We start from the raw sequence: 18582 nt of genomic DNA on the forward strand, positions 1-18582 counted from the left end.
GCTAGCGCGACTTACCTTGAATCTCAAGCAGTTTGGGCCGCACGTCGACCAGGTACACACCGGCGGCACAGGCCGCGATCGCCATGCCGAGCACGCCGAACACGAAACCCAAGATGGATGTCAGGGCGACGGCCCCTCCCAGGATCAGTAACCACACCGGCTTGGTCAGCTTCTCGGCGGCGGTATAGGCGTCGGGTCGTTGCAGCGCGGCATGCACGAATGCATAGATCGCCGTGACCAAGACGGCGATCTGCAAGACCAACATGACGGTTCCCACGAGGTGGCTCACGCCTTAAGCGTATGCGGGCACCCGCCAAAACGTCGACTCCGAGCCACCCGGAGGTGACTCGGAGCCGAACGTCGTGAAGTGTCGTGCTTACTTCTGGGTGACCTTCTTGGCGGCGGCCTTCTTGGCCGGAGCCTTCTTGGCCGGAGCCTTCTTGGCGGGGGCCTTCTTGGCCGGCGCGTTGACGGCCTTCTGAGCCTTCTTGGTGGCTGCTTCGGTCTTGCCGGGCAGCTCGATGCCGACCAGCTTGGCGGCGCGCTCGCCGACCGCGCGGGTCTGCGAGGCGACGGTGCCGAGCGCTTCCTGCGTCAGCTCGACGGCCTGGTCCACGTAGCCCTCGGCGCGCGCGGACGCGTCCTCGAAGGCGGTCTGGCTACGCAGCCGCTGCAGGGCCGCCTCGCCGCGCTCGACGAGCTCGTTGTACCGGCTGGTCGCGGCCTCCAGGTAGCCCTCGGCCGCCTTGCGCAGCTCCTCGGTGGTGAACTTGTCGCGCAGCTCGGTGAACTGGTCGGGCAGGTCCTCCTGCAGCTTGGTCAGGCGAGCGCGACGCTCCTCGACCCGGGTCCGGGTTTCGGCGCGGGTCTCTTCGGCGCGCTCCCGCAGGCCGGCGATCAGGTCGTTGACGGTGGCCAGGGCCAGGTCGGCCGCGCCCAGCGCAGCGAGCAGCGGGGCCCGCAAGTCTTCGATGTTCGTGTTTTCCGCCATGGTCTTTCCTTTCATTGCTTCTATCGGCGTTATTCGGTGTTATTAGCTGTCTGGTCGAGAAGTTAGGTGCAAACGTCTCCTTCGCAACTGGGGCCGCCAGTGTGGGGTGGGTCGTTCCGCAACTCAGCTGGAACCCGAAGGTCCTTTCCTTGGGGTAACCGCGACGGCCGGTCGTCTATACATCACCAACTCGCTACCGCGATGTGGCACGCCCGCTTTGTGGCGCAAAACCCCAGCGCAGTTGGTTACGGTGCCGGGTCAAGCGGGAGGGTCACTCGCAGTCGGATTCGGTCGGACACTCCTCTGGGATCGATTCGTTTTGCTGGGTGAACGATGAATAGATGTCGAGCAGAATTTGCTTTTGGCGCTCGGTGATCGCAGTGTCGGTGACGATCGCGTCCCGCACCTGACTTTTGTCGCTGGGCTCGAGAATCCCGGCGCGCACATAGAGAACCTCGGCGGAAACCCGGAGGGCCTTCGCGATCTGGTTCAGGACATCGGCGGAGGGCTTACGCAACCCACGCTCCACCTGGCTCAGATAGGGATTGCTGACCCCGGACTTTTCGGCGAGCTGGCGCACCGACACCTGCGCGAGTTCACGCTGGCTACGGATGAAACTGCCGATGTCGGAGGCCATGTCGGAGGCAGCGTTGGACACCTTGGCGGAGAGCTTCTCCTCGGGTGTCATGGCGTGCTCCTGGTCGTGACTGATCTTGACGCGGACCAGATTACTACAAGTGCTTGCTATTGCAAGCACTTGTTAGCACTGCTAGAAAATCCGCTAGATCAGGAGCTGCGCGACGGCATAGATCGCCAAACCCGCCAGCGACCCCACGACGGTCCCGTTGATCCGGATAAATTGCAGGTCACGGCCCACGTGCAATTCGATGCGCCGGCTGGCCTCCTCGGCGTCCCAACGCTCGATCGTGTCGGTGATGATCGCTGTGATCTCCACCCCATACTGCGAGACCAGATGCTGAGCCGCCCGGACCAGCCAGTTGTCGACCTTGTCGCGCAGGTCCGCGTCGTCGCGCAGCGATTCCCCGATGCGCACGACGGTGTCGGCGATCCGCGTGCGCAGGGTGCTCGACGGGTCGTCCACACCCTCGAGCACCAGCCGTTTCAGCGTCTTCCACGCGGTCGCCGCGGCGTTGGCGATCTCGTCGCGCGCCATCAGCTGCTCTTTGATCGCGTCGGCGCGGGCGATGGTGTCCGGGTCATGCTGCAGGTCGTCGGCGAAGTCGAACAAGAAGCGGGTGGCCGAGCGGCGCAATTCGTGGTCGGGGTTGCGGCGCACCTTGTCGGTGAAGTCCATCAGCTCGCGGTGGATGCGGTCGCCGACGAGGTGGTCGACGAAGCGCGGCGACCAGGTAGGTGAGTCGCGCTCGACCACCCGCTGGATGACCTCGCCGGCCTTCAGCGACCACTGAAAGGCCCGGTCGGCCAGCAGCTGGATCAGCGCCTCCTGCCGGTGCTCGGCGAGCAGCGTCGCCAGCACGCGCCCGACCGGCGGGCCCCACTGCGGCTCGGCGATGCGGCGCACGATCATCCGGTCGATCACCTGCTGGACGTCCTCGTCGCGGAGCAGTTCGACGAGCACCCGCAGCACCGTGGCCGTCTCGCTGGCCACCCGCTCGGCGTGGGCGGCCTCCGAGAGCCACTTCCCCAGCCTGCCGGACACCTGGGCGTCGCGCAGCTTGGTTTCCACCACCTCCGGCGACAGGAAGTTCTCCCGCACAAAGGTGCCCAGACCCTCGCCCAGCTGGTCCTTCTTGCGTTTGATGATCGCGGTGTGCGGGATGGGAATGCCCAGCGGGTGCCGGAACAGCGCGGTCACCGCGAACCAGTCCGCCAGGGCGCCCACCATCCCGGCCTCGGCGGCGGCGCCGGCGTATCCCACCCAGGCCCCCGGGCTGGCGTGCGCCTGGGCCCACCGGCAGGCGAGGAACACGCCGGTGGCACCGATCAGAAAACTCAGTGCCACCATCTTCATCCGGCGCAACGCCACCCTGCGCTGCGCGTCGGCCTCGGGATCGGCGCCGGCGAAGGATTCGGCCAACGATGCGCGGCCGGGGTGCGCGGCGGTCAACGGCGTCGCCGAATCGGGCCTCGCCGCCGGCGGGCCGGACGCTTCGCCTCGCACCGAGGCTCGATGTGCCACCACTCCATCATCTATCTTTCCCGCGAATTGGTGTGACGACACTGTTCGCGACGTCTCACCGACGCCCGGCCAGGCAAGAAACCGGACCCCTCACGCCGTAAGATCGGGGGCGTCTAGGGAATGGGAAATCGGCGACAGTGACAGAGCAATTCACGGCTGCGAGCGTCAAAATGGACGGGCGCAAGCGGCGCTGGCATCAACACAAAGTGGAGCGTCGTAACGAACTGGTCGACGGCACGATCGACGCGATTCGCCGACTGGGTGGCGCACTGAGCATGGATGAGATCGCCGCCGAGATCGGGGTCTCCAAGACGGTGCTGTACCGCTATTTCGTCGACAAGAACGACCTGACGACGGCCGTGATGATGCGGTTCACCCAGACCACCCTGATTCCGAACATGGCCGCGGCGCTGACGTCCAACCTCGACGGCTTCGACCTGGCGCGCGAGATCATCCGCGTGTACGTCGAAACCGTCGCGAACGAACCCGAGCCGTACCGATTCGTGATGGCCAACAGCTCGGCCAGCAAGAGCAAGGTCCTCGCCGACTCCGAGCGCATCATCGCCCGCATGCTCGCGGTGATGATGCGCCGCCGGATGCAACAAGCCGGGATGGACACCGGCGGCGCGGAACCATGGGCGTATCTGATCGTCGGCGGGGTGCAACTGGCCACCCACTCCTGGATGTCCAACCCGCGGATGAGCCGCGACGAGTTGATCGACTATCTGACCATGCTGAGCTGGAACGCCCTCAAGGGAATCGTCGAGGTCGGCGGATCGCTGCAAAAGTTCCGCGAGGAGCCCCACCCGTCGCCGATCGTGCCGCCCCGCGGGCTCGAGGGTGGGTCCGGCCCCTAACGAGGCGCGGGCAGCGGCCAGACCGTTTGGGGATTACGGCCGTTCCGTGTGAGGGTAGGACGCGCCTTGGCATGGCGACTTGCACCGTCGCAGGTATTAGCATGCAGGGGAGCGTCGGGGGACAAAACGGGGTTATTTGGTTGTCAGTCCCTGCCGCCCGCATATAGAAAGGCTCGTGTTCGACATGTCCGTGCAGCTGACGCCGCATTTTGGAAACGTGCAAGCCCATTACGACTTGTCCGACGATTTCTTTCGACTGTTTCTCGATCCCACGCAGACCTACAGCTGCGCCTACTTCGAGCGCGACGACATGACGCTCGAAGAGGCGCAGATCGCGAAGATCGATCTGGCGCTGGGAAAGTTGAAGCTCGAGCCCGGGATGACGCTGCTGGACATCGGTTGCGGCTGGGGGGCCACCCTGCGGCGGGCCATCGAGAAATACGACGTCAACGTCATCGGCCTGACCCTGTCGGAGAATCAGGCCGAGCACGTGCAGGAGTCGTTCGACCAGCTGGACACCCCCCGCACCAGGCGGGTGCTGCTCGAGGGCTGGGAGAAGTTCCACGAGCCGGTGGACCGGATCGTGTCGATCGGGGCGTTCGAGCACTTCGGCCGCCAACGGTACGGCCGCTTCTTCAAGATGGCCTACGAGGCGCTGCCCCCCGGCGGAGTGATGTTGCTGCACACCATCGTTCGGCCGTCGTTCAAAGACGCCCGCGCCAAGGGCATGAAGCTGACCCACGAAATCGTCCAGTTCTCGCAGTTCATCCTCGCCGAGATTTTTCCGGGCGGCTGGCTGCCGACGCCGCAGACCGTCGGCGAATACGGCGTGACCGTGGGCTTCGACCTGACCCGCGTCCAGTCGCTGCAGCTGCACTACGCCAGGACCTTGGACCTGTGGGCCGAGGCACTCGAGGCCAATCGCGAGCAGGCGATCGCCATCCAGTCCCAAGAGGTCTACGACCGGTACATGAAGTACCTGACCGGCTGCGCGAAGCTGTTCCGCGAGGGGTACACCGACGTCAACCAGTTCACGTTGGAGAAGTAACCGGCTCAGCAAAGCAATCAGCCCCGAACGGCTCACCGTTCGGGGCTGACGTGTCCCGCGTTACTTGACCAACGTGAATTGCCCCACATTGGTGATGCCTTTGCGGAAGAAGTTCTCGCATCCCGTCAGATAGTGCATGTACCGGTCGTAGACCTCTTGGGACTGAAGGGCGATCGCCTTTTCCTTGTTGGCCTCCAGATTGGCCGCCCAAATGTTGAGGGTTCGCTCGTAATGCTTCTGCAGCAACTGCACCCGCTCGACCGAGAAGCCGGCGGCCTCGCCGAATTTGAAAATGTCTTCCTGGGCCGGCAGCTGCCCACCGGGGAAAATCTCCTGGCCAATAAATCGCGCGAAGCGGATATCGTTCATCGTGATCGAAACGCCGCGCTCATATTGCTGTTTCTGCGTGTAGGTCAAGATGGTGTGCAAAAGCATCCGTCCGTCATCGGGAAGGATGTCGTAGGCGCGCTCGAAAAATGCCGAATAGCGCTCCATCTTGAACGCTTCGAAAGCGCCAATCGTGACAATCCGGTCGACCTTGTCCTCGAACTCTTCCCAACCCTGCAGGCGCACCTCAATGTTGCGACTCGTCGGCAATCCGGCCAGCATGTTCTTGCTGTACTCAAACTGATTGCGGCTCAGCGTGATTCCGATGACATTGACGTCATACTTCTCGACTGCCCGCTTCAGCGCGCCGCCCCAGCCGCAACCGATGTCCAGCAGCGTCATCCCGGGCTCGAGGTTCAGTTTTCCCAGCGCCAGATCGAACTTCGCAATTTGCGCCTCTTCGAGAGTCATGTCATCGCGCTCGAAGTAGGCGCAGGTGTAGCCCATCGTGGGGTCGAGAAATAACGCGAAGAATTCGTCCGAGACGTCGTAGATGGACTGCGACTCCTCGTAATAGGGCTCCAGTTTCGTCATCCTCGATACATCCCTTTCGTCCTATTTGTCGCGAGCATACTAACCGACGGCACGGCGGCCGGTCGGGGCGCGTCGCCGAAGTCGATGGCAGCTCAGTAGGAGTAGAAGCCCTGGCCCGTCTTTTTGCCGAGCCGGCCCGCCTCCACCATGCGCAGCAACAGCGGTGGCGGCGCGTAGTGCGGTTCCTTGAACTCCTCGAACATCTTGTCCGCGATCAGCTTCAAGGTGTCCAGACCGACGAGGTCGGACAGCCGCAGCGGGCCCATCGGGTGCGACAACCCGGCCACCACCGCCTTGTCGACGTCTTCGACCGTGGCAAAACCGGCTTCCACCATGCGGATTGCCGACAACAGGTACGGCACCAGCAGCGCGTTCACCACGAAGCCGGACCGGTCGGAGCAACGCACCACCTGCTTGCCCAGAACCGCGCTCGCGAATTCCTCGGTGCGCGCGGCGGCGGCGTCGTCGGTGACCAACGTGCTGACCAACTCGACCAGCGGCAGCACCGGAACCGGGTTGAAGAAGTGCAGACCCAGCACGCGTTGCGGGTTCTTGGTGGCCGCGGCGATCTTCATGATCGGGATGCTGGAGGTGTTGGAGGCCAGCACCGCGTCGGGATCGGTGATGACCCGGTCGAGCTCGGCGAACACCTGCGCCTTGATGGCGTCGTCTTCGATGATCGCTTCGATGACCAGTTGGCGGTCCGCGAGGTCCGCCAAGTCCGTGGTGAAGGTGAGCTTGCTCAATGCCCGGTCGCGCTCGCGCTCGGTCACCTTGCCGGCGCTGACGCCCCGTTCCAGCGACTTGATGATGCGGTTGCGGCCGGCCGTGATGAGGGCCTCGGTGGTCTCGAACACGGTCACGTCGACACCGGCGCGGACCGAGACCTCGGCGATGCCGGATCCCATCTGGCCGGCCCCGACAACCCCTACGCGCTGAATCGTTGCGTCACTCACTTGATCTCTCTCCGGTTCTCTCCGGTAACCCGTATCGTCTTGCACCGCAATAGGCCCCGCCCAGGATCAGCTGGGCGGGGCCTACGCTACTTCATCTCAATTTCGGGGCGCGGCTTGCGCCGAGGGCTCAGTGACGCAACCCGTCGGTTTCACCTCGTCCACGCGGGCCAAAGCCCGCTCGTCCTCAGTGACGCAACCCTCGGTTTCACCTCGTCCTCGCGGGCCAAAGCCCGGTCGTCCTCAGTGACGCAACCCTCGGTTTCACCTCGTCCTCGCGGGCCAAAGCCCGCTCGTCCTCAGTGACGCAACCCTCGGTTTCACCTCGTCCTCGCGGGCCAAAGCCCGCTCGTCCTCAGTGAAACTGGCCCTCTTCGGTGGAGCCGGTCAGCGCGGTGGTCGACGAGGTCGGGTCCACCGTGGTGGCGATGCGGTCGAAGTAACCGGCACCCACCTCGCGCTGGTGCTTGGTGGCGGTGTAACCGCGCTCCTCGGCGGCGAACTCGCGCTCCTGCAGCTCGACGTACGCGCTCATCTGGTTGCGGGCGTAGCCGTAGGCCAGATCGAACATCGAGTAGTTCAGGGCGTGGAAGCCGGCCAGCGTGATGAACTGGAACTTGAATCCCATTGCGCCAAGCTCCTTTTGGAACTTCGCGATGGTGGAATCATCGAGGTGCTTCTTCCAGTTGAACGACGGCGAGCAGTTGTACGCCAACATCTGGTCGGGGAACTCGGACTTGACGCCCTCGGCGAACTTGGCGGCCAGCTCGAGGTCCGGGGTGCCGGTCTCCATCCAGATCAGGTCGGAGAACGGAGCGTAGGCCTTGGCCCGCGCGATGCAGGGCTCCAGGCCGTTGCGGACCCGGTAGAAGCCCTCCTTGGTCCGCTCACCGGTGATGAACGGCTGGTCGCGCTCGTCGACGTCGGAGGTGATCAGCGTGGCGGCCTCGGCGTCGGTGCGGGCGATGACCACGGTGGGGACGTCGCACACGTCGGCGGCCAGGCGGGCCGAGGTCAGGGTCCGGATGTGCTGCTGGGTCGGGATCAGCACCTTGCCACCGAGGTGACCACACTTCTTCTCCGAGGCCAGCTGGTCCTCCCAGTGCGATCCCGCCACACCGGCGGCGATCATGGCCTTCTGCAGCTCGTAGACGTTGAGGGCACCACCGAAGCCGGCCTCACCGTCGGCGACGATCGGCGCCAGCCAGTTCTCCACCGAGGTGTCGCCCTCGACCTTGGCGATCTCGTCGGCGCGCAACAGCGCGTTGTTGATCCGGCGCACCACCTGCGGCACCGAGTTGGCCGGGTACAGGCTCTGGTCGGGGTAGGTGTGGCCGGACAGGTTCGCGTCACCGGCAACCTGCCAACCCGACAGGTAGATGGCCTTGAGGCCGGCGCGCACCTGCTGCACGGCCATGTTGCCGGTGAGGGCGCCCAGCGCGTTGATGTACTCCAGGTCGTGCAGTTGCTCCCACAGCACCTCGGCGCCGCGCCGGGCCAGGGTGGCCTCCTCGACTACGGTGCCTTGCAGGGCGACGACGTCCTCGGCCGTGTAGGTCCGGGTGACACCCTTCCAACGCGGGTTGGTGTCCCAGTCCTTCTGGATCTGTTCGGCGCTCTTGGGGGTGCCAACGACAGACATTGGGCATGCTCCTTCACGATCTTCACTACTGAGTTGCGGACGCCCCACCGGCGGTAGCTAGCGGCTCAACTTCGCTGGTGTGCTAACTCGAAGATGGCACAGCTCATAGGGGCCGGTCCACCCGTTTCAGTTGCCAATTTAAGCAACGGGACGGGCCGATTTTGCGAAGCTTGCGAAGTCGCGAACAAACTTAACCGTTTCAGAAGCTACCCGTCAGTAACCCCAAAGCCGCAGGTCACGCGCAATTTAACCGGGACGCTTGTCCTGTTAGCGAGCAAAGATCGCGGCGACGGCTTTCGCCTCGTCACCGACGGCATATGTGAGCGTTGTAACAGTGCGATCGGCCAGCCCGGGACCGAATTGTTCGGTGGATCCTGCCGGGTGAACGTGCGAGATGATCTCCAGCTTGTCGCCCAGCGCCACCGGCGCCTCGTGCTCGATGGTGATGCGCAACGGCAACTGCATCAGCTCCAGGTGGGAGGCCAGGTAGTCCTCGATGACGCTCCAGTACACGGAGTTGTTCATGTGGTCGAACAGGTCGATGTCGGTGACCCGGACCGGAAACTCGTGGATCTCGACCGCGTCGTCGCGGCTGCCCGGCTTCAGATACGACTTCCACCGCAGCCGGTCGACGGAGGTGGTCTTGTGCAGGCCGGCCAGGAAGTCGTCGGAGATGCGCGAGGGCATCTGGGTGTCGCGGTTGATGTTGATCCAGAAGGCTTCGGACTCGATGAGCCCGCCCTTGCGGCCGTCGATGCGGACCCGCATCTCGCACCACCGGTTCGAGGTGCCCGAACACCACCTGCGACACCGCAGCATGTCCTGGAATTCGATCGGGCGGATCACATCGACCATGGTGCGGCGGACGATCCACAGCGGGTGGGTCTCCTCGAAGCCCATCTCGCGCAGCTGGTCCTGCCCGATGTCCTGGATGTGCCGGCAGGCCGCGTCCAGCCGCAACCGGCCCGTGCGATCGATATCGGCCACCCGCAGCGGCCATTCGCGGTCGAACACGTCGGGGTGACCGTCGGGCACCGGCATCAGTTGTTTGTCCAGGCTCACGGCCTCGCTCCCCATTTCCTCCTCGTGGTCACCCCAGGCTAAGGCCTGCGGCCCCGGTCGCATCATGCCAACGGGGTGCGCCGAACACCAATCCCGGCGCGACTGCCACCGATGCCAAGTCTGCGAACCGCATCTTCGCATCGCCGGTAACCTCGGTGAAGTGTCCAAAACGTTCGTCGGGTCACGCGTTCGCCAGCTCCGCAACGAACGCGGGTTCTCCCAGGCCGCGCTGGCCCAGATGCTGGAGATCTCGCCCAGCTACCTCAACCAGATCGAGCACGACGTTCGCCCGCTGACGGTGGCCGTGCTGCTGCGCATCACCGAGGTGTTCGGGGTGGATGCGACGTTCTTCTCCTCGCAGGACGACACCCGGCTGGTCGCCGAGCTGCGCGAGGTCACCATGGACCGGGACCTGGACATCGACGTCGACCCCACCGAGGTCGCCGAGATGGTCAGCGCCCATCCCGCGTTGGCCCGCGCGGTGGTCAACCTGCACCGGCGCTACCGGATCACCACGGCGCAGCTCGCGGCGGCCACCGAGGAGCGGTACTCCGACGGCAGCGGCAGCGGGTCGATCACCATGCCGCACGAGGAAGTGCGCGACTACTTCTACCAACGGCAGAACTACCTGCACGAGCTGGACACCGCCGCCGAGGACCTGACCATCAAGATGCGGTTGCACCACGGCGATCTGGCCCGCGAGCTGACCCGCCGGCTCACCGAGGTGCACGGCGTGCACATCAACCGGCGGATCGACCTGGGCGACACCGTGCTGCACCGCTTCGACCCCACGACCAAGACGCTGGAATTCAGCAACCACCTATCGTTGGGGCAGCAGGTGTTCAAGATGGCCGCCGAATTGGCCTACCTCGAGTTCGGCGATCTGATCGACACTTTGGTGGAGGAGGGCAAGTTCACCAGCGACGAGTCACACACCCTGGCCCGGCTGGGGCTGGCCAACTACTTCGCCGCGGCCACCGTGCTCCCCTACCGCCAGTTCCACGACGTCGCGGAGAATTTCCGTTACGACGTCGAGCGGCTGTCGTCGTTCTACTCGATCAGTTACGAGACCATCGCGCATCGGCTTTCGACGTTGCAGCGGCCGTCGATGCGCGGCGTGCCGTTCTCGTTCGTCCGGGTCGACCGCGCCGGGAACATGTCAAAACGTCAGTCCGCCACGGGTTTTCACTTCTCCTCCAGCGGAGGCACCTGCCCGCTGTGGAATGTGTACGAGACCTTCGCCAATCCGGGCAAGATCCTGGTGCAGATCGCGCAGATGCCCGACGGCCGCAACTACATGTGGGTGGCCCGCACCGTGGAACGGCGCGCGGCCCGGTATGGTCAGCCGGGTAAGACCTTCGCGATCGGCCTGGGCTGCGAGCTTCGCCACGCTCACCGGCTGGTCTACTCGGAGGGACTCGACGTCTCGGGGGAACCAGGAACAGTGGCCACACCCATCGGCGCGGGCTGTCGGGTCTGCGAACGCGACAACTGCCCCCAGCGCGCATTCCCCGCGCTCGGCCGCGCACTGGATCTCGACGAGCACCGCAGCACGGTGTCCCCCTATCTGGTGACCCAACCGTGAACCCGCCGACGACGATGCAGAGCGAAGCGATGAGGCGGGGGCACCTCCCGCTTGCGGGGGAGAGCGGCGCATGAACGCCGTGTCGGACGGCCGCATCCCGCCGGGGCGGCTGCGCGAACTCGGGCCCATCAACTGGGTGATCGCCAAGCTCGGTGCGCGCACCGTGCGGGCACCGGAGATGCACCTGTTCACCACCCTGGGTCAGCGCCGCCTGCTGTTCTGGACCTGGTTGGCCTACGGGGGCCGGCTGCTGCGCGGCAAGCTTCCGACCATCGACACCGAACTGGTGATCCTGCGGGTCGCGCACCTGCGCACCTGCGAATACGAGTTGCAGCACCATCGCCGGATGGCGCGGGCGGCCGGCCTGGACGCCGAGCTGCAGGCCGCGATCTTCGCATGGCCGCAGCAGCTGGACCCGGTCGACGCCCGCCTGACCGTGCGTCAGCAGGCGCTGCTGGCTGCGACGGATGAGTTCGTCAAGGACCGGACCGTCACCGCCGAGACCTGGCGGGCGCTGGCCACCCATCTGGATCGGCGGCAGCTGATCGAATTCTGTTTGCTGGCAAGCCAATACGATGGCCTGGCCGCGACCATGTCAGCGCTCGAGATTCCGCTGGACCATCCGCGCTAGCTACAGGTAGACGTCGGCGAGGATGGCCAGCGTCAGTATCACGGGAAGCACCGGCAGCGCGAACGCGAACGCCGCCCACGGCCGCTTGCCACGCCGGCGCTGCCGCAATCCCCAGAGCGCGGCGACGATCCCCAGCACCACCGATGCCAGCAACACCAGGGGGCCCCACTGGCCCGCGGTCGAGTTGTCGCCGTTCGAAATGGCCAGCAGCCACAGGACATAACCGGTCGCCAGGCCACCGGCGGCACCCGCGACGGCATCAGGACGGACGACGGTGCGCATATCTCGTGGCTCAGAAATTGATCATGTGCCCGGTCAGGCCGTGGAAGCATTCCTGCAGCGCCTCGGACATGGTCGGATGGGTGTGCACGTTGCGGGCGAGCTCGGTGGCGGTCAGGTCCCACTTCTGGGCCAACGTCAGCTCCGGAAGCAGTTCGGAGACATCGTGGCCCACCAGGTGTCCGCCAAGCAGCTCACCGTATTTCGCGTCGGCGATCAGCTTGACGAACCCGCTGGGGTCGCCCACGCCGTGGGCCTTGCCGTTGGCGGTGAACGGGAACTTCGCCACCACCACGTCGTGGCCTTCGTCGCGGGCCTGCTCCTCGGTGAGCCCGAAGCTGGCGACGTTGGGCTGGCAGAACGTCGCGCGCGGCATCATCCGGTAGTCACCGAGCGCCAAAGTTTCTGCGCCGGCGATGGTTTCGGCAGCCACCACGCCCTGGGCCTCGGCGACGTGGGCCAGCTGCAGCTTTCCGGTGACGTCGCCGATGGCGTAGATGTGCTCGATGTTGGTGCGCATGTAGTCGGTGATCCCGATGGCCTTGCGGTCGGTCAGCGCGACGCCGGCCGCCTCGAGGCCGAACCCCTCGACGTTGGGTGCAAAACCGATGGCCTGCAACACTTTTGCGGCTTTGAGTTCCTGTGAGTTCCCGTCCTTGCTGACCACCACGGTCACCTCGGACCCGTTGTCTGAGATGGACTCGACTTTGGTGTTGGTCAGGATCTTGACGCCCAGCTTCTTGAACTGCCTCTCGACTTCCTTGGAGACCTCGGCGTCCTCGTTCGGCAGGGCGCGCGCCAGGAACTCGACGACGGTCACGTCGACGCCGTAGTTGCGCAGCACGTAGCCGAACTCCATGCCGATCGCCCCGCAGCCGGCGATGATGATCGACTCCGGCAGCTCCCGGGACAGGATCAGTTCCTCGTAGGTGACCACGTTGACCGACAGTGACGTGCCGGGGACCAGGCGGGTGCTGCTGCCGGTGGCGATGATGGCGTTGTCGAACGTGACGGTCTCCGTGCCGCCCTCGTTGAGCTCGACCGAGATCGTGTTGGCGTCGGTAAAGCGGCCGTAGCCATGGATTTCGGTGATCTTGTTCTTCTTCATCAGGAAGTGCACGCCGGCGACGCGGCCCTCGGCCACTTTGCGGCTGCGGTCAAAAGCGGCGCCGTAGTCGAAGGTCGCCTCGCCGCTGATTCCGAACGTCTTGGCCTCTTTGGTGAAGATGTGGGCGAGTTCGGCGTTGCGCAGCAGCGCCTTGGACGGGATGCACCCGACGTTGAGGCAGACGCCGCCCCAGTACTTCGGTTCGACCACCGCGGTGGACAGGCCGAGCTGGGCGGCACGAATGGCTGCGACATATCCGCCGGGACCGGCCCCGAGGACGACGACGTCATAGTGAGAAGTCACGAGCCCACCCTAGTTGGCCATGGCCCCCGACGGCCGCCCGGGCGAGCCGTCAATACGGAATGACGCCGACGAGACAGTGCCCCATTCGTTCGCAGTGGTAGTAGCCGTACAGGGGCGCCGCGGCGACCAGCGCGGCGAACGGGCCGGACATCATTGCCACCGAGAGCGCCGAGACCAGCGGCCGGCCTTCGGTCATCGCCAGCATCACCCCGCCGACGATGCACGCCACCACGTAGACCAGGACCACGAAGAGCGCCGCGGTCTTGTCGGCCGAGTGATACCACCAAGAGAACAACCCCAGCCCGATCACCGCCGCCGCGGACCACACGCCCAGCAGCACCAGGGCCAGCTTCCACCATTTGAGGTAGAGATATCGGCCGGGCACATTGATCGGTTGCACCGGTCCGGCGGGCTCGGGCGGCTCCTGCTCGCCGGCCTCCGGCGTGGGCGTCGCGCCCGCCGGTGCGGCGGCGGGCTCCGGCACGGGCACCGCGGGGTGCTCGCCGGTGTCGTCGTCGAAATCGGGCACCCAGGATTGGGTGCCGGTGTGCTCGGAGTCGTCGTCGGAGAAGTCCGGTACGAACGCCTCGGTGCCGGGGCTCGAGGCGTCCTTGTCGTCAGCCACCGGCGGTCACCCGCAGGGCGACGAGCACACCGAACCAGCCCGGCGCCACCGACAGCAGGAACGCACCGAGCATCGTGACCCACCGGCGCCCGGAGAACAGGATCGTCGCCAGCCCGGCGACGCTGGGGATGCCGACCACCGACGCGATGGCGAGGCCGGGGCGGACGCCGGCGTGCGTCGCCACGGTGCACGCCACGCCCGCCAAAAGTCCGACCGCACTGCCGATCAGCATGGCGCTGGCCAACACCCAGGGACGCGGAAGGGGGATCACTTTCTCGACTGTACTGCGGCTACCGGCGCGGGGCGCAGGTTCGAAACGCCGCGTCGGTCACCACCGGGCCCCGGGCCGGTGGGCGTTCACCGCGTTCGTAATCCGCGCCGGTGATCACCGCCGCGGCGGCCAGGGCGGCCTGTTCGTCGTCGCTGAAGACGCGGCCGCGGGACAGGAACCGCACCCCATCGGGGGCCTCCAGGCTGAACCCGCCCCCGCGGCCCGGCACCACGTCGATGACCAGTTGGGTGTGCTTGTCGCGATAGTGGGCGGCGTACTGCGGACCCGAAATCCATACCGGCACACCGTCTGTCCCGACGTCGAGGACGCCGAGCAACACGTCACGGTCACCGACCAGGAAATCGCCGAGCGGGTAACACATCGGCGACGACCCGTCGCAGCAGCCGCCGGACTGGTGGAACATCACCGGGCCGTGCGTGGCCTGCAGCCGCGTCAGCACCTCGGCGGCCGCGGCGGTGATGGCCACCCCGGCGGGACAAACCATCAGAAGAAGCCCTGCGCCTTCTCGGAGTAGGACACCAGCAGGTTCTTCGTCTGCTGATAGTGGTCCAGCATCATCTTGTGGTTCTCCCGGCCGATGCCGGACTGCTTGTAGCCGCCGAACGCCGCGTGGGCGGGATAGACGTGGTAGCAGTTCACCCACACCCGGCCGGCCTGGATGTCGCGCCCGGCCCGGTACGCGGTGTTGCCGTCGCGGCTCCACACCCCGGCCCCCAACCCATAGAGGGTGTCGTTGGCGATCGAGATGGCGTCGTCGTAATCGGCGAACGACGTCACGGTGACCACCGGCCCGAAGATCTCCTCCTGGAACACCCGCATCTTGTTGTTGCCGCTGAAGATGGTGGGCTGCATGTAGAAGCCGCCGGACAGGTCACCGCCGAGCTCGGCGCGTTCGCCGCCGGTGATCACCTTGGCGCCCTCGTCCTTGCCGATCTCGATGTAGGACAACACTTTTTCCAACTGGTCGTTGGACGCCTGCGAGCCCAGCATGGTCTCGCTGTCCAGCGGATCGCCCTGGCGGACGGCCTTGGTGCGGATCGCGGCCAGCTCGAGGAACTCGTCGTAGATGTCGGCCTGAACCAGGCTGCGCGACGGGCACGTGCAGACCTCGCCCTGGTTCAGGGCGAACATGGTGAAGCCCTCCAGCGCCTTGTCCTGGTAGTCGTCGGCCTTGGCCATCACGTCGGAGAAGAAGATGTTGGGGCTCTTGCCCCCGAGCTCCAGGGTGACCGGGATGAGGTTCTGCGAGGCGTACTGCATGATCAGCCGCCCGGTGGTGGTCTCGCCGGTGAACGCGATCTTGGCGATCCGGTTGCTCGACGCCAGCGGCTTGCCGGCCTCGGCACCGAACCCGTTGACCACGTTGACCACTCCCGGCGGCAGCAGGTCGCCGATCAGCGACATCAGGTAGAGCACCGAAACCGGTGTCTGCTCAGCGGGTTTGAGCACCACCGCGTTGCCGGCCGCCAGCGCCGGCGCCAGCTTCCAGGCCCCCATCAGGATCGGGAAGTTCCACGGGATGATCTGTCCGACCACCCCGAGCGGCTCGTGAAAGTGGTAGGCCACGGTGTCGTCGTCGATCTGGCTCAGCGAGCCCTCCTGCGCGCGCAGCGCCCCGGCGAAGTAGCGGAAGTGGTCGGCGGCCAACGGAATGTCGGCGGCCAGCGCCTCGCGGATCGGCTTGCCGTTGTCCCAGACCTCGGCTACCGCCAGCGCCGCGGTGTGCTCCTCGATGCGGTCGGCGATCTTGTTCAGGATCGCGGCCCGTTCCGCCGGCGCGGTCTTGCCCCACCCCGGGGCGGCGGCGTGCGCGGCGTCGAGCGCCTTGTCGATGTCGGCCTCATCGGAGCGGGCCACCTCGCAGAACGTCTGGCCGGTGACCGGGGTTGGGTTCTCGAAGTAACGCCCCTTGGCCGGCGCAACCCACTGCCCGCCGATGAAGTTCTCGTAGCGGGATTCATACGACATCAATGCCCCGGCAGAACCCGGACGTGCGAAAACAGTCATCTGCTCTCACCCCTCGTTCGGCTGTGTAATTCACCTCACACTACCGCCGACGCCACAATGGCTTCCATGACGTCGCAAGCACCGGCCGGCCCCGAAACCAATGACGATCCGTACCTGTGGCTCGAGGATGTCACCGGCGCGGAGGCGCTGGGCTGGGTGCGGGCGCGTAACGAGCCGACGCTGGCGCGCTTTCGTGACGAGAATTTCGAGCGGATGCGCATCGAGGCGCTCGAGGTGCTCGACACCGACGCCCGCATCCCCTACGTGGTCCGCCGCGGCGAGTACCTCTACAACTTCTGGCGCGACGCGGCCAACCCCCGCGGGCTGTGGCGGCGCACCACACTGGACAGCTACCGCACCGACTCCCCGGAGTGGGACGTGCTGATCGACGTCGACGAACTCGGTCGGGCCGACGGCGAGAAATGGGTGTGGGCCGGCGCCGGCGTCATCTATCCGGAATACACCCGCGCGTTGGTCAGCCTCTCGCGCGGCGGCTCCGACGCCTCGATCGTGCGCGAATTCGACATGGAGACAAGGGAATTCGTCGACGACGGATTCGATCTGCCGGAAGCCAAGTCGCAGGTGAGCTGGGCCGATCCGGACACCGTGCTGGTCGGCACCGACTTCGGCGACGATTCGCTCACCGACTCCGGCTATCCGCGGGTGGTCAAACGGTGGCGCCGCGGCACCCCCCTCGCCGACGCCGAGACGGTCTTCGAGGGATCCCGTTCCGACGTCAACGTGGTGGCGAGCGCCAGCCGCATCCCCGGTTTCGAGCGCACCCTGATCGGCCGGGCCTTGGACTTCTGGAACGAGGAGGTCTACGAGCTGCGCGGGTCGGAACTGATCCGCATCGATGCGCCCACCGACGCCAGTGTGAGCCTGCACCGCGAGTGGCTGTTGATCGAGCTGCGCAGCGACTGGTCGGTGGGCGAGGCCACCTACACCGCCGGGTCGCTGCTGGCCGCGAAATACGAGGAATTCCTCGCCGGCACGGCGCAATTGCAGGTCGTGTTCGAACCCGACGAGCACACCGCGCTGAACCACTACGCGTGGACCCGCGACCGGCTGCTCATCGTCTCGCTGGTCGACGTGGCCAGCCGCGTGGAGATCGTCACGCCCGGTGACTGGCGGCGCGAGCCGGTGGCCGGCATTCCCGCCGCGACGAACACGGTAGTCGTCTCCGCCGACGACACCGGCGACGAATTCTTCCTGGATTCCAGCGGATTCGACACGCCGTCGCGGCTGATGCGCGGAACCGACGACGGGCGCCTCGAGCAGATCAAGTCCGCGCCGGCGTTCTTCGATGCCGAAAACATCTCGGTGACACAGAACTTCGTCGCATCGCGGGACGGCACGTCGATCCCCTACTTCGTGGTGCGGCCCGGCGGCCCACAGGCCTCCGAGGGACCGGCGCCCACCCTGCTCTATGGCTACGGCGGCTTCGAATCGTCGAACACGCCGGGCTACAGCGGCGTGCTGGGCCGGCTGTGGCTGGCCCGCGGCGGAACGTACGTGCTGGCCAACATTCGCGGCGGCGGCGAATACGGCCCCGGCTGGCATACCCAGGCGATGCGGGAGGGCCGACACAAGGTGGCCGAGGACTTCGCTTCCGTCGCAACGGATTTGGTGGACCGCGGCATCACAAGCGTCGAGCGGCTCGGGGCGCAGGGCGGCAGCAACGGGGGCCTGCTGATGGGCATCATGCTCACGCAGTATCCAGAGCGGTTCGGCGCGCTGGTGTGCAGCGTGCCCCTGCTGGACATGAAGCGCTACCACCTGCTGCTGGCCGGCGCCTCCTGGGTCGCCGAGTACGGCGACCCCGACAACCCCGACGACTGGGCCTTCATCTCCGAATACTCGCCGTATCAGAACATTTCGGCGACACGCCGCTACCCGCCGGTGCTGATGACCACCTCCACCCGCGACGACCGGGTGCACCCCGGGCACGCCCGCAAGATGACGGCCGCACTCGAGGCGGCCGGTCATACCGTCTTCTACTACGAGAACATCGAGGGCGGCCATGCCGGCGCGGCGGACAACGAGCAGGTGGCGTTCAAGTCCGCGCTGACCTACTCGTTCCTATGGCAGATGCTCGCGCGGCCATAGGATCGTCG

19 protein-coding genes are annotated in these 18582 nt (G+C 65.9%); 5 read left to right on the forward strand and 14 right to left on the reverse strand.

What is annotated here, in order from left to right:
• Position 1 precedes the first annotated feature (1 nt).
• The 4 genes from DQP57_RS03290 to DQP57_RS03305 form a co-directional block, all read right to left on the reverse strand.
• Positions 2 to 289, reverse strand: a complete 288-nt coding sequence (locus DQP57_RS03290; protein ID WP_067103121.1) for a DUF2516 family protein — start codon at positions 287 to 289, stop codon at positions 2 to 4.
• Between the two features lie 87 nt (positions 290 to 376).
• Complete coding sequence (gene hbhA, locus DQP57_RS03295) at positions 377 to 991, reverse strand: heparin-binding hemagglutinin HbhA (RefSeq protein ID WP_112631733.1); 615 nt, start codon at positions 989 to 991, stop codon at positions 377 to 379.
• 271 nt (positions 992 to 1262) lie between these two features.
• Entirely contained in the window at positions 1263 to 1679 is a 417-nt protein-coding gene (locus tag DQP57_RS03300; RefSeq protein WP_112631624.1) for a helix-turn-helix domain-containing protein, read from the reverse strand.
• A 93-nt stretch (positions 1680 to 1772) separates the two neighbouring features.
• On the reverse strand, positions 1773 to 3155 hold the full coding sequence (locus DQP57_RS03305) for a DUF445 domain-containing protein (protein WP_112631625.1): 1383 nt from the start codon (positions 3153 to 3155) through the stop codon (positions 1773 to 1775).
• Between the two features lie 167 nt (positions 3156 to 3322).
• On the opposite strand from DQP57_RS03305, the gene DQP57_RS03310 reads away from it, so the two are divergent.
• Positions 3323 to 4009 carry a TetR/AcrR family transcriptional regulator gene (locus DQP57_RS03310; protein WP_430917863.1) on the forward strand — a complete coding sequence of 229 codons (687 nt, stop codon included), beginning with the start codon at positions 3323 to 3325 and terminating at the stop codon, positions 4007 to 4009.
• Between the two features lie 184 nt (positions 4010 to 4193).
• A complete protein-coding gene (gene pcaA / locus DQP57_RS03315; RefSeq protein ID WP_112631734.1) occupies positions 4194 to 5057 on the forward strand; it encodes a cyclopropane mycolic acid synthase PcaA in 864 nt (287 codons plus the stop codon).
• 60 nt (positions 5058 to 5117) lie between these two features.
• Here pcaA and DQP57_RS03320 read toward each other — a convergent pair whose 3' ends face one another.
• The 4 genes from DQP57_RS03320 to DQP57_RS03335 all read right to left on the reverse strand — a co-directional run bounded on the left by DQP57_RS03320 (position 5118) and on the right by DQP57_RS03335 (position 9635).
• Entirely contained in the window at positions 5118 to 5978 is an 861-nt protein-coding gene (locus DQP57_RS03320) for a cyclopropane mycolic acid synthase family methyltransferase (protein ID WP_112631627.1), read from the reverse strand.
• Between the two features lie 92 nt (positions 5979 to 6070).
• Positions 6071 to 6934 carry a 3-hydroxybutyryl-CoA dehydrogenase gene (locus DQP57_RS03325; RefSeq protein ID WP_112631628.1) on the reverse strand — a complete coding sequence of 288 codons (864 nt, stop codon included), beginning with the start codon at positions 6932 to 6934 and terminating at the stop codon, positions 6071 to 6073.
• A 352-nt stretch (positions 6935 to 7286) separates the two neighbouring features.
• Positions 7287 to 8573: an isocitrate lyase gene (aceA, locus tag DQP57_RS03330; protein ID WP_112631629.1), complete on the reverse strand. Its 1287-nt coding sequence runs from the start codon at positions 8571 to 8573 to the stop codon at positions 7287 to 7289.
• Positions 8574 to 8840: 267 nt separating this feature from the next.
• Entirely contained in the window at positions 8841 to 9635 is a 795-nt protein-coding gene (locus tag DQP57_RS03335; protein WP_112631735.1) for an acyl-[acyl-carrier-protein] thioesterase, read from the reverse strand.
• A 160-nt stretch (positions 9636 to 9795) separates the two neighbouring features.
• Here DQP57_RS03335 and ramB point away from each other — a divergent pair, with 160 nt between their 5' ends.
• On the forward strand, positions 9796 to 11220 hold the full coding sequence (gene ramB, locus DQP57_RS03340; RefSeq protein WP_112631630.1) for an acetate metabolism transcriptional regulator RamB: 1425 nt from the start codon (positions 9796 to 9798) through the stop codon (positions 11218 to 11220).
• Positions 11221 to 11290: 70 nt separating this feature from the next.
• Complete coding sequence (locus DQP57_RS03345) at positions 11291 to 11851, forward strand: carboxymuconolactone decarboxylase family protein (protein ID WP_112631631.1); 561 nt, start codon at positions 11291 to 11293, stop codon at positions 11849 to 11851.
• On the opposite strand, the gene DQP57_RS03350 is transcribed toward DQP57_RS03345, so the two are convergent.
• The 6 genes from DQP57_RS03350 to exaC are packed head-to-tail and all read right to left on the reverse strand — an operon-like array spanning position 11852 to position 16465.
• On the reverse strand, positions 11852 to 12133 hold the full coding sequence (locus tag DQP57_RS03350; RefSeq protein WP_112631632.1) for a hypothetical protein: 282 nt from the start codon (positions 12131 to 12133) through the stop codon (positions 11852 to 11854).
• A 10-nt stretch (positions 12134 to 12143) separates the two neighbouring features.
• A complete protein-coding gene (gene lpdA, locus DQP57_RS03355; protein ID WP_112631633.1) occupies positions 12144 to 13541 on the reverse strand; it encodes a dihydrolipoyl dehydrogenase in 1398 nt (465 codons plus the stop codon).
• A gap of 49 nt (positions 13542 to 13590) precedes the next feature.
• Entirely contained in the window at positions 13591 to 14166 is a 576-nt protein-coding gene (locus DQP57_RS03360; protein ID WP_112631634.1) for a hypothetical protein, read from the reverse strand.
• The gene (locus tag DQP57_RS03365; RefSeq protein ID WP_205869020.1) at positions 14159 to 14437 is read right to left on the reverse strand and encodes a putative holin; all 279 of its coding nucleotides are present in this window, start codon (positions 14435 to 14437) and stop codon (positions 14159 to 14161) included. Before DQP57_RS03365 ends, DQP57_RS03360 begins: the two co-directional genes overlap by 8 nt.
• Before the next feature lie 19 nt (positions 14438 to 14456).
• Entirely contained in the window at positions 14457 to 14942 is a 486-nt protein-coding gene (locus DQP57_RS03370; protein WP_112631635.1) for a DUF779 domain-containing protein, read from the reverse strand.
• Positions 14942 to 16465, reverse strand: a complete 1524-nt coding sequence (exaC, locus tag DQP57_RS03375) for an acetaldehyde dehydrogenase ExaC (RefSeq protein WP_112631636.1) — start codon at positions 16463 to 16465, stop codon at positions 14942 to 14944. The genes DQP57_RS03370 and exaC overlap by 1 nt, the downstream gene beginning before the upstream one ends.
• A 66-nt stretch (positions 16466 to 16531) precedes the next feature.
• On the opposite strand from exaC, the gene DQP57_RS03380 reads away from it, so the two are divergent.
• The gene (locus DQP57_RS03380) at positions 16532 to 18574 is read left to right on the forward strand and encodes a prolyl oligopeptidase family serine peptidase (protein ID WP_165821741.1); all 2043 of its coding nucleotides are present in this window, start codon (positions 16532 to 16534) and stop codon (positions 18572 to 18574) included.
• Positions 18575 to 18582: the final 8 nt, after the last annotated feature.

Origin of the sequence: Mycobacterium colombiense, from assembly GCF_003284935.1 — a bacterium.
Classification (GTDB): domain Bacteria; phylum Actinomycetota; class Actinomycetes; order Mycobacteriales; family Mycobacteriaceae; genus Mycobacterium; species Mycobacterium arosiense_A.

Bases quoted from the DNA above. Each gene is read 5' to 3' on its own strand.
- aceA (WP_112631629.1), bottom strand. From the start codon at position 8,573: ATGTCTGTCGTTGGCACCCCCAAGAGCGCCGAACAGATCCAGAAGGAC.
- DQP57_RS03345 (WP_112631631.1), top strand. From the start codon at position 11,291: ATGAACGCCGTGTCGGACGGCCGCATCCCGCCGGGGCGGCTGCGCGAA.
- DQP57_RS03310 (WP_430917863.1), top strand. From the start codon at position 3,323: ATGGACGGGCGCAAGCGGCGCTGGCATCAACACAAAGTGGAGCGTCGT.
- DQP57_RS03300 (WP_112631624.1), bottom strand. From the start codon at position 1,679: ATGACACCCGAGGAGAAGCTCTCCGCCAAGGTGTCCAACGCTGCCTCC.
- hbhA (WP_112631733.1), bottom strand. From the start codon at position 991: ATGGCGGAAAACACGAACATCGAAGACTTGCGGGCCCCGCTGCTCGCT.
- exaC (WP_112631636.1), bottom strand. From the start codon at position 16,465: ATGACTGTTTTCGCACGTCCGGGTTCTGCCGGGGCATTGATGTCGTAT.
- DQP57_RS03370 (WP_112631635.1), bottom strand. From the start codon at position 14,942: ATGGTTTGTCCCGCCGGGGTGGCCATCACCGCCGCGGCCGCCGAGGTG.
- pcaA (WP_112631734.1), top strand. From the start codon at position 4,194: ATGTCCGTGCAGCTGACGCCGCATTTTGGAAACGTGCAAGCCCATTAC.
- DQP57_RS03380 (WP_165821741.1), top strand. From the start codon at position 16,532: ATGACGTCGCAAGCACCGGCCGGCCCCGAAACCAATGACGATCCGTAC.
- DQP57_RS03350 (WP_112631632.1), bottom strand. From the start codon at position 12,133: ATGCGCACCGTCGTCCGTCCTGATGCCGTCGCGGGTGCCGCCGGTGGC.
- DQP57_RS03320 (WP_112631627.1), bottom strand. From the start codon at position 5,978: ATGACGAAACTGGAGCCCTATTACGAGGAGTCGCAGTCCATCTACGAC.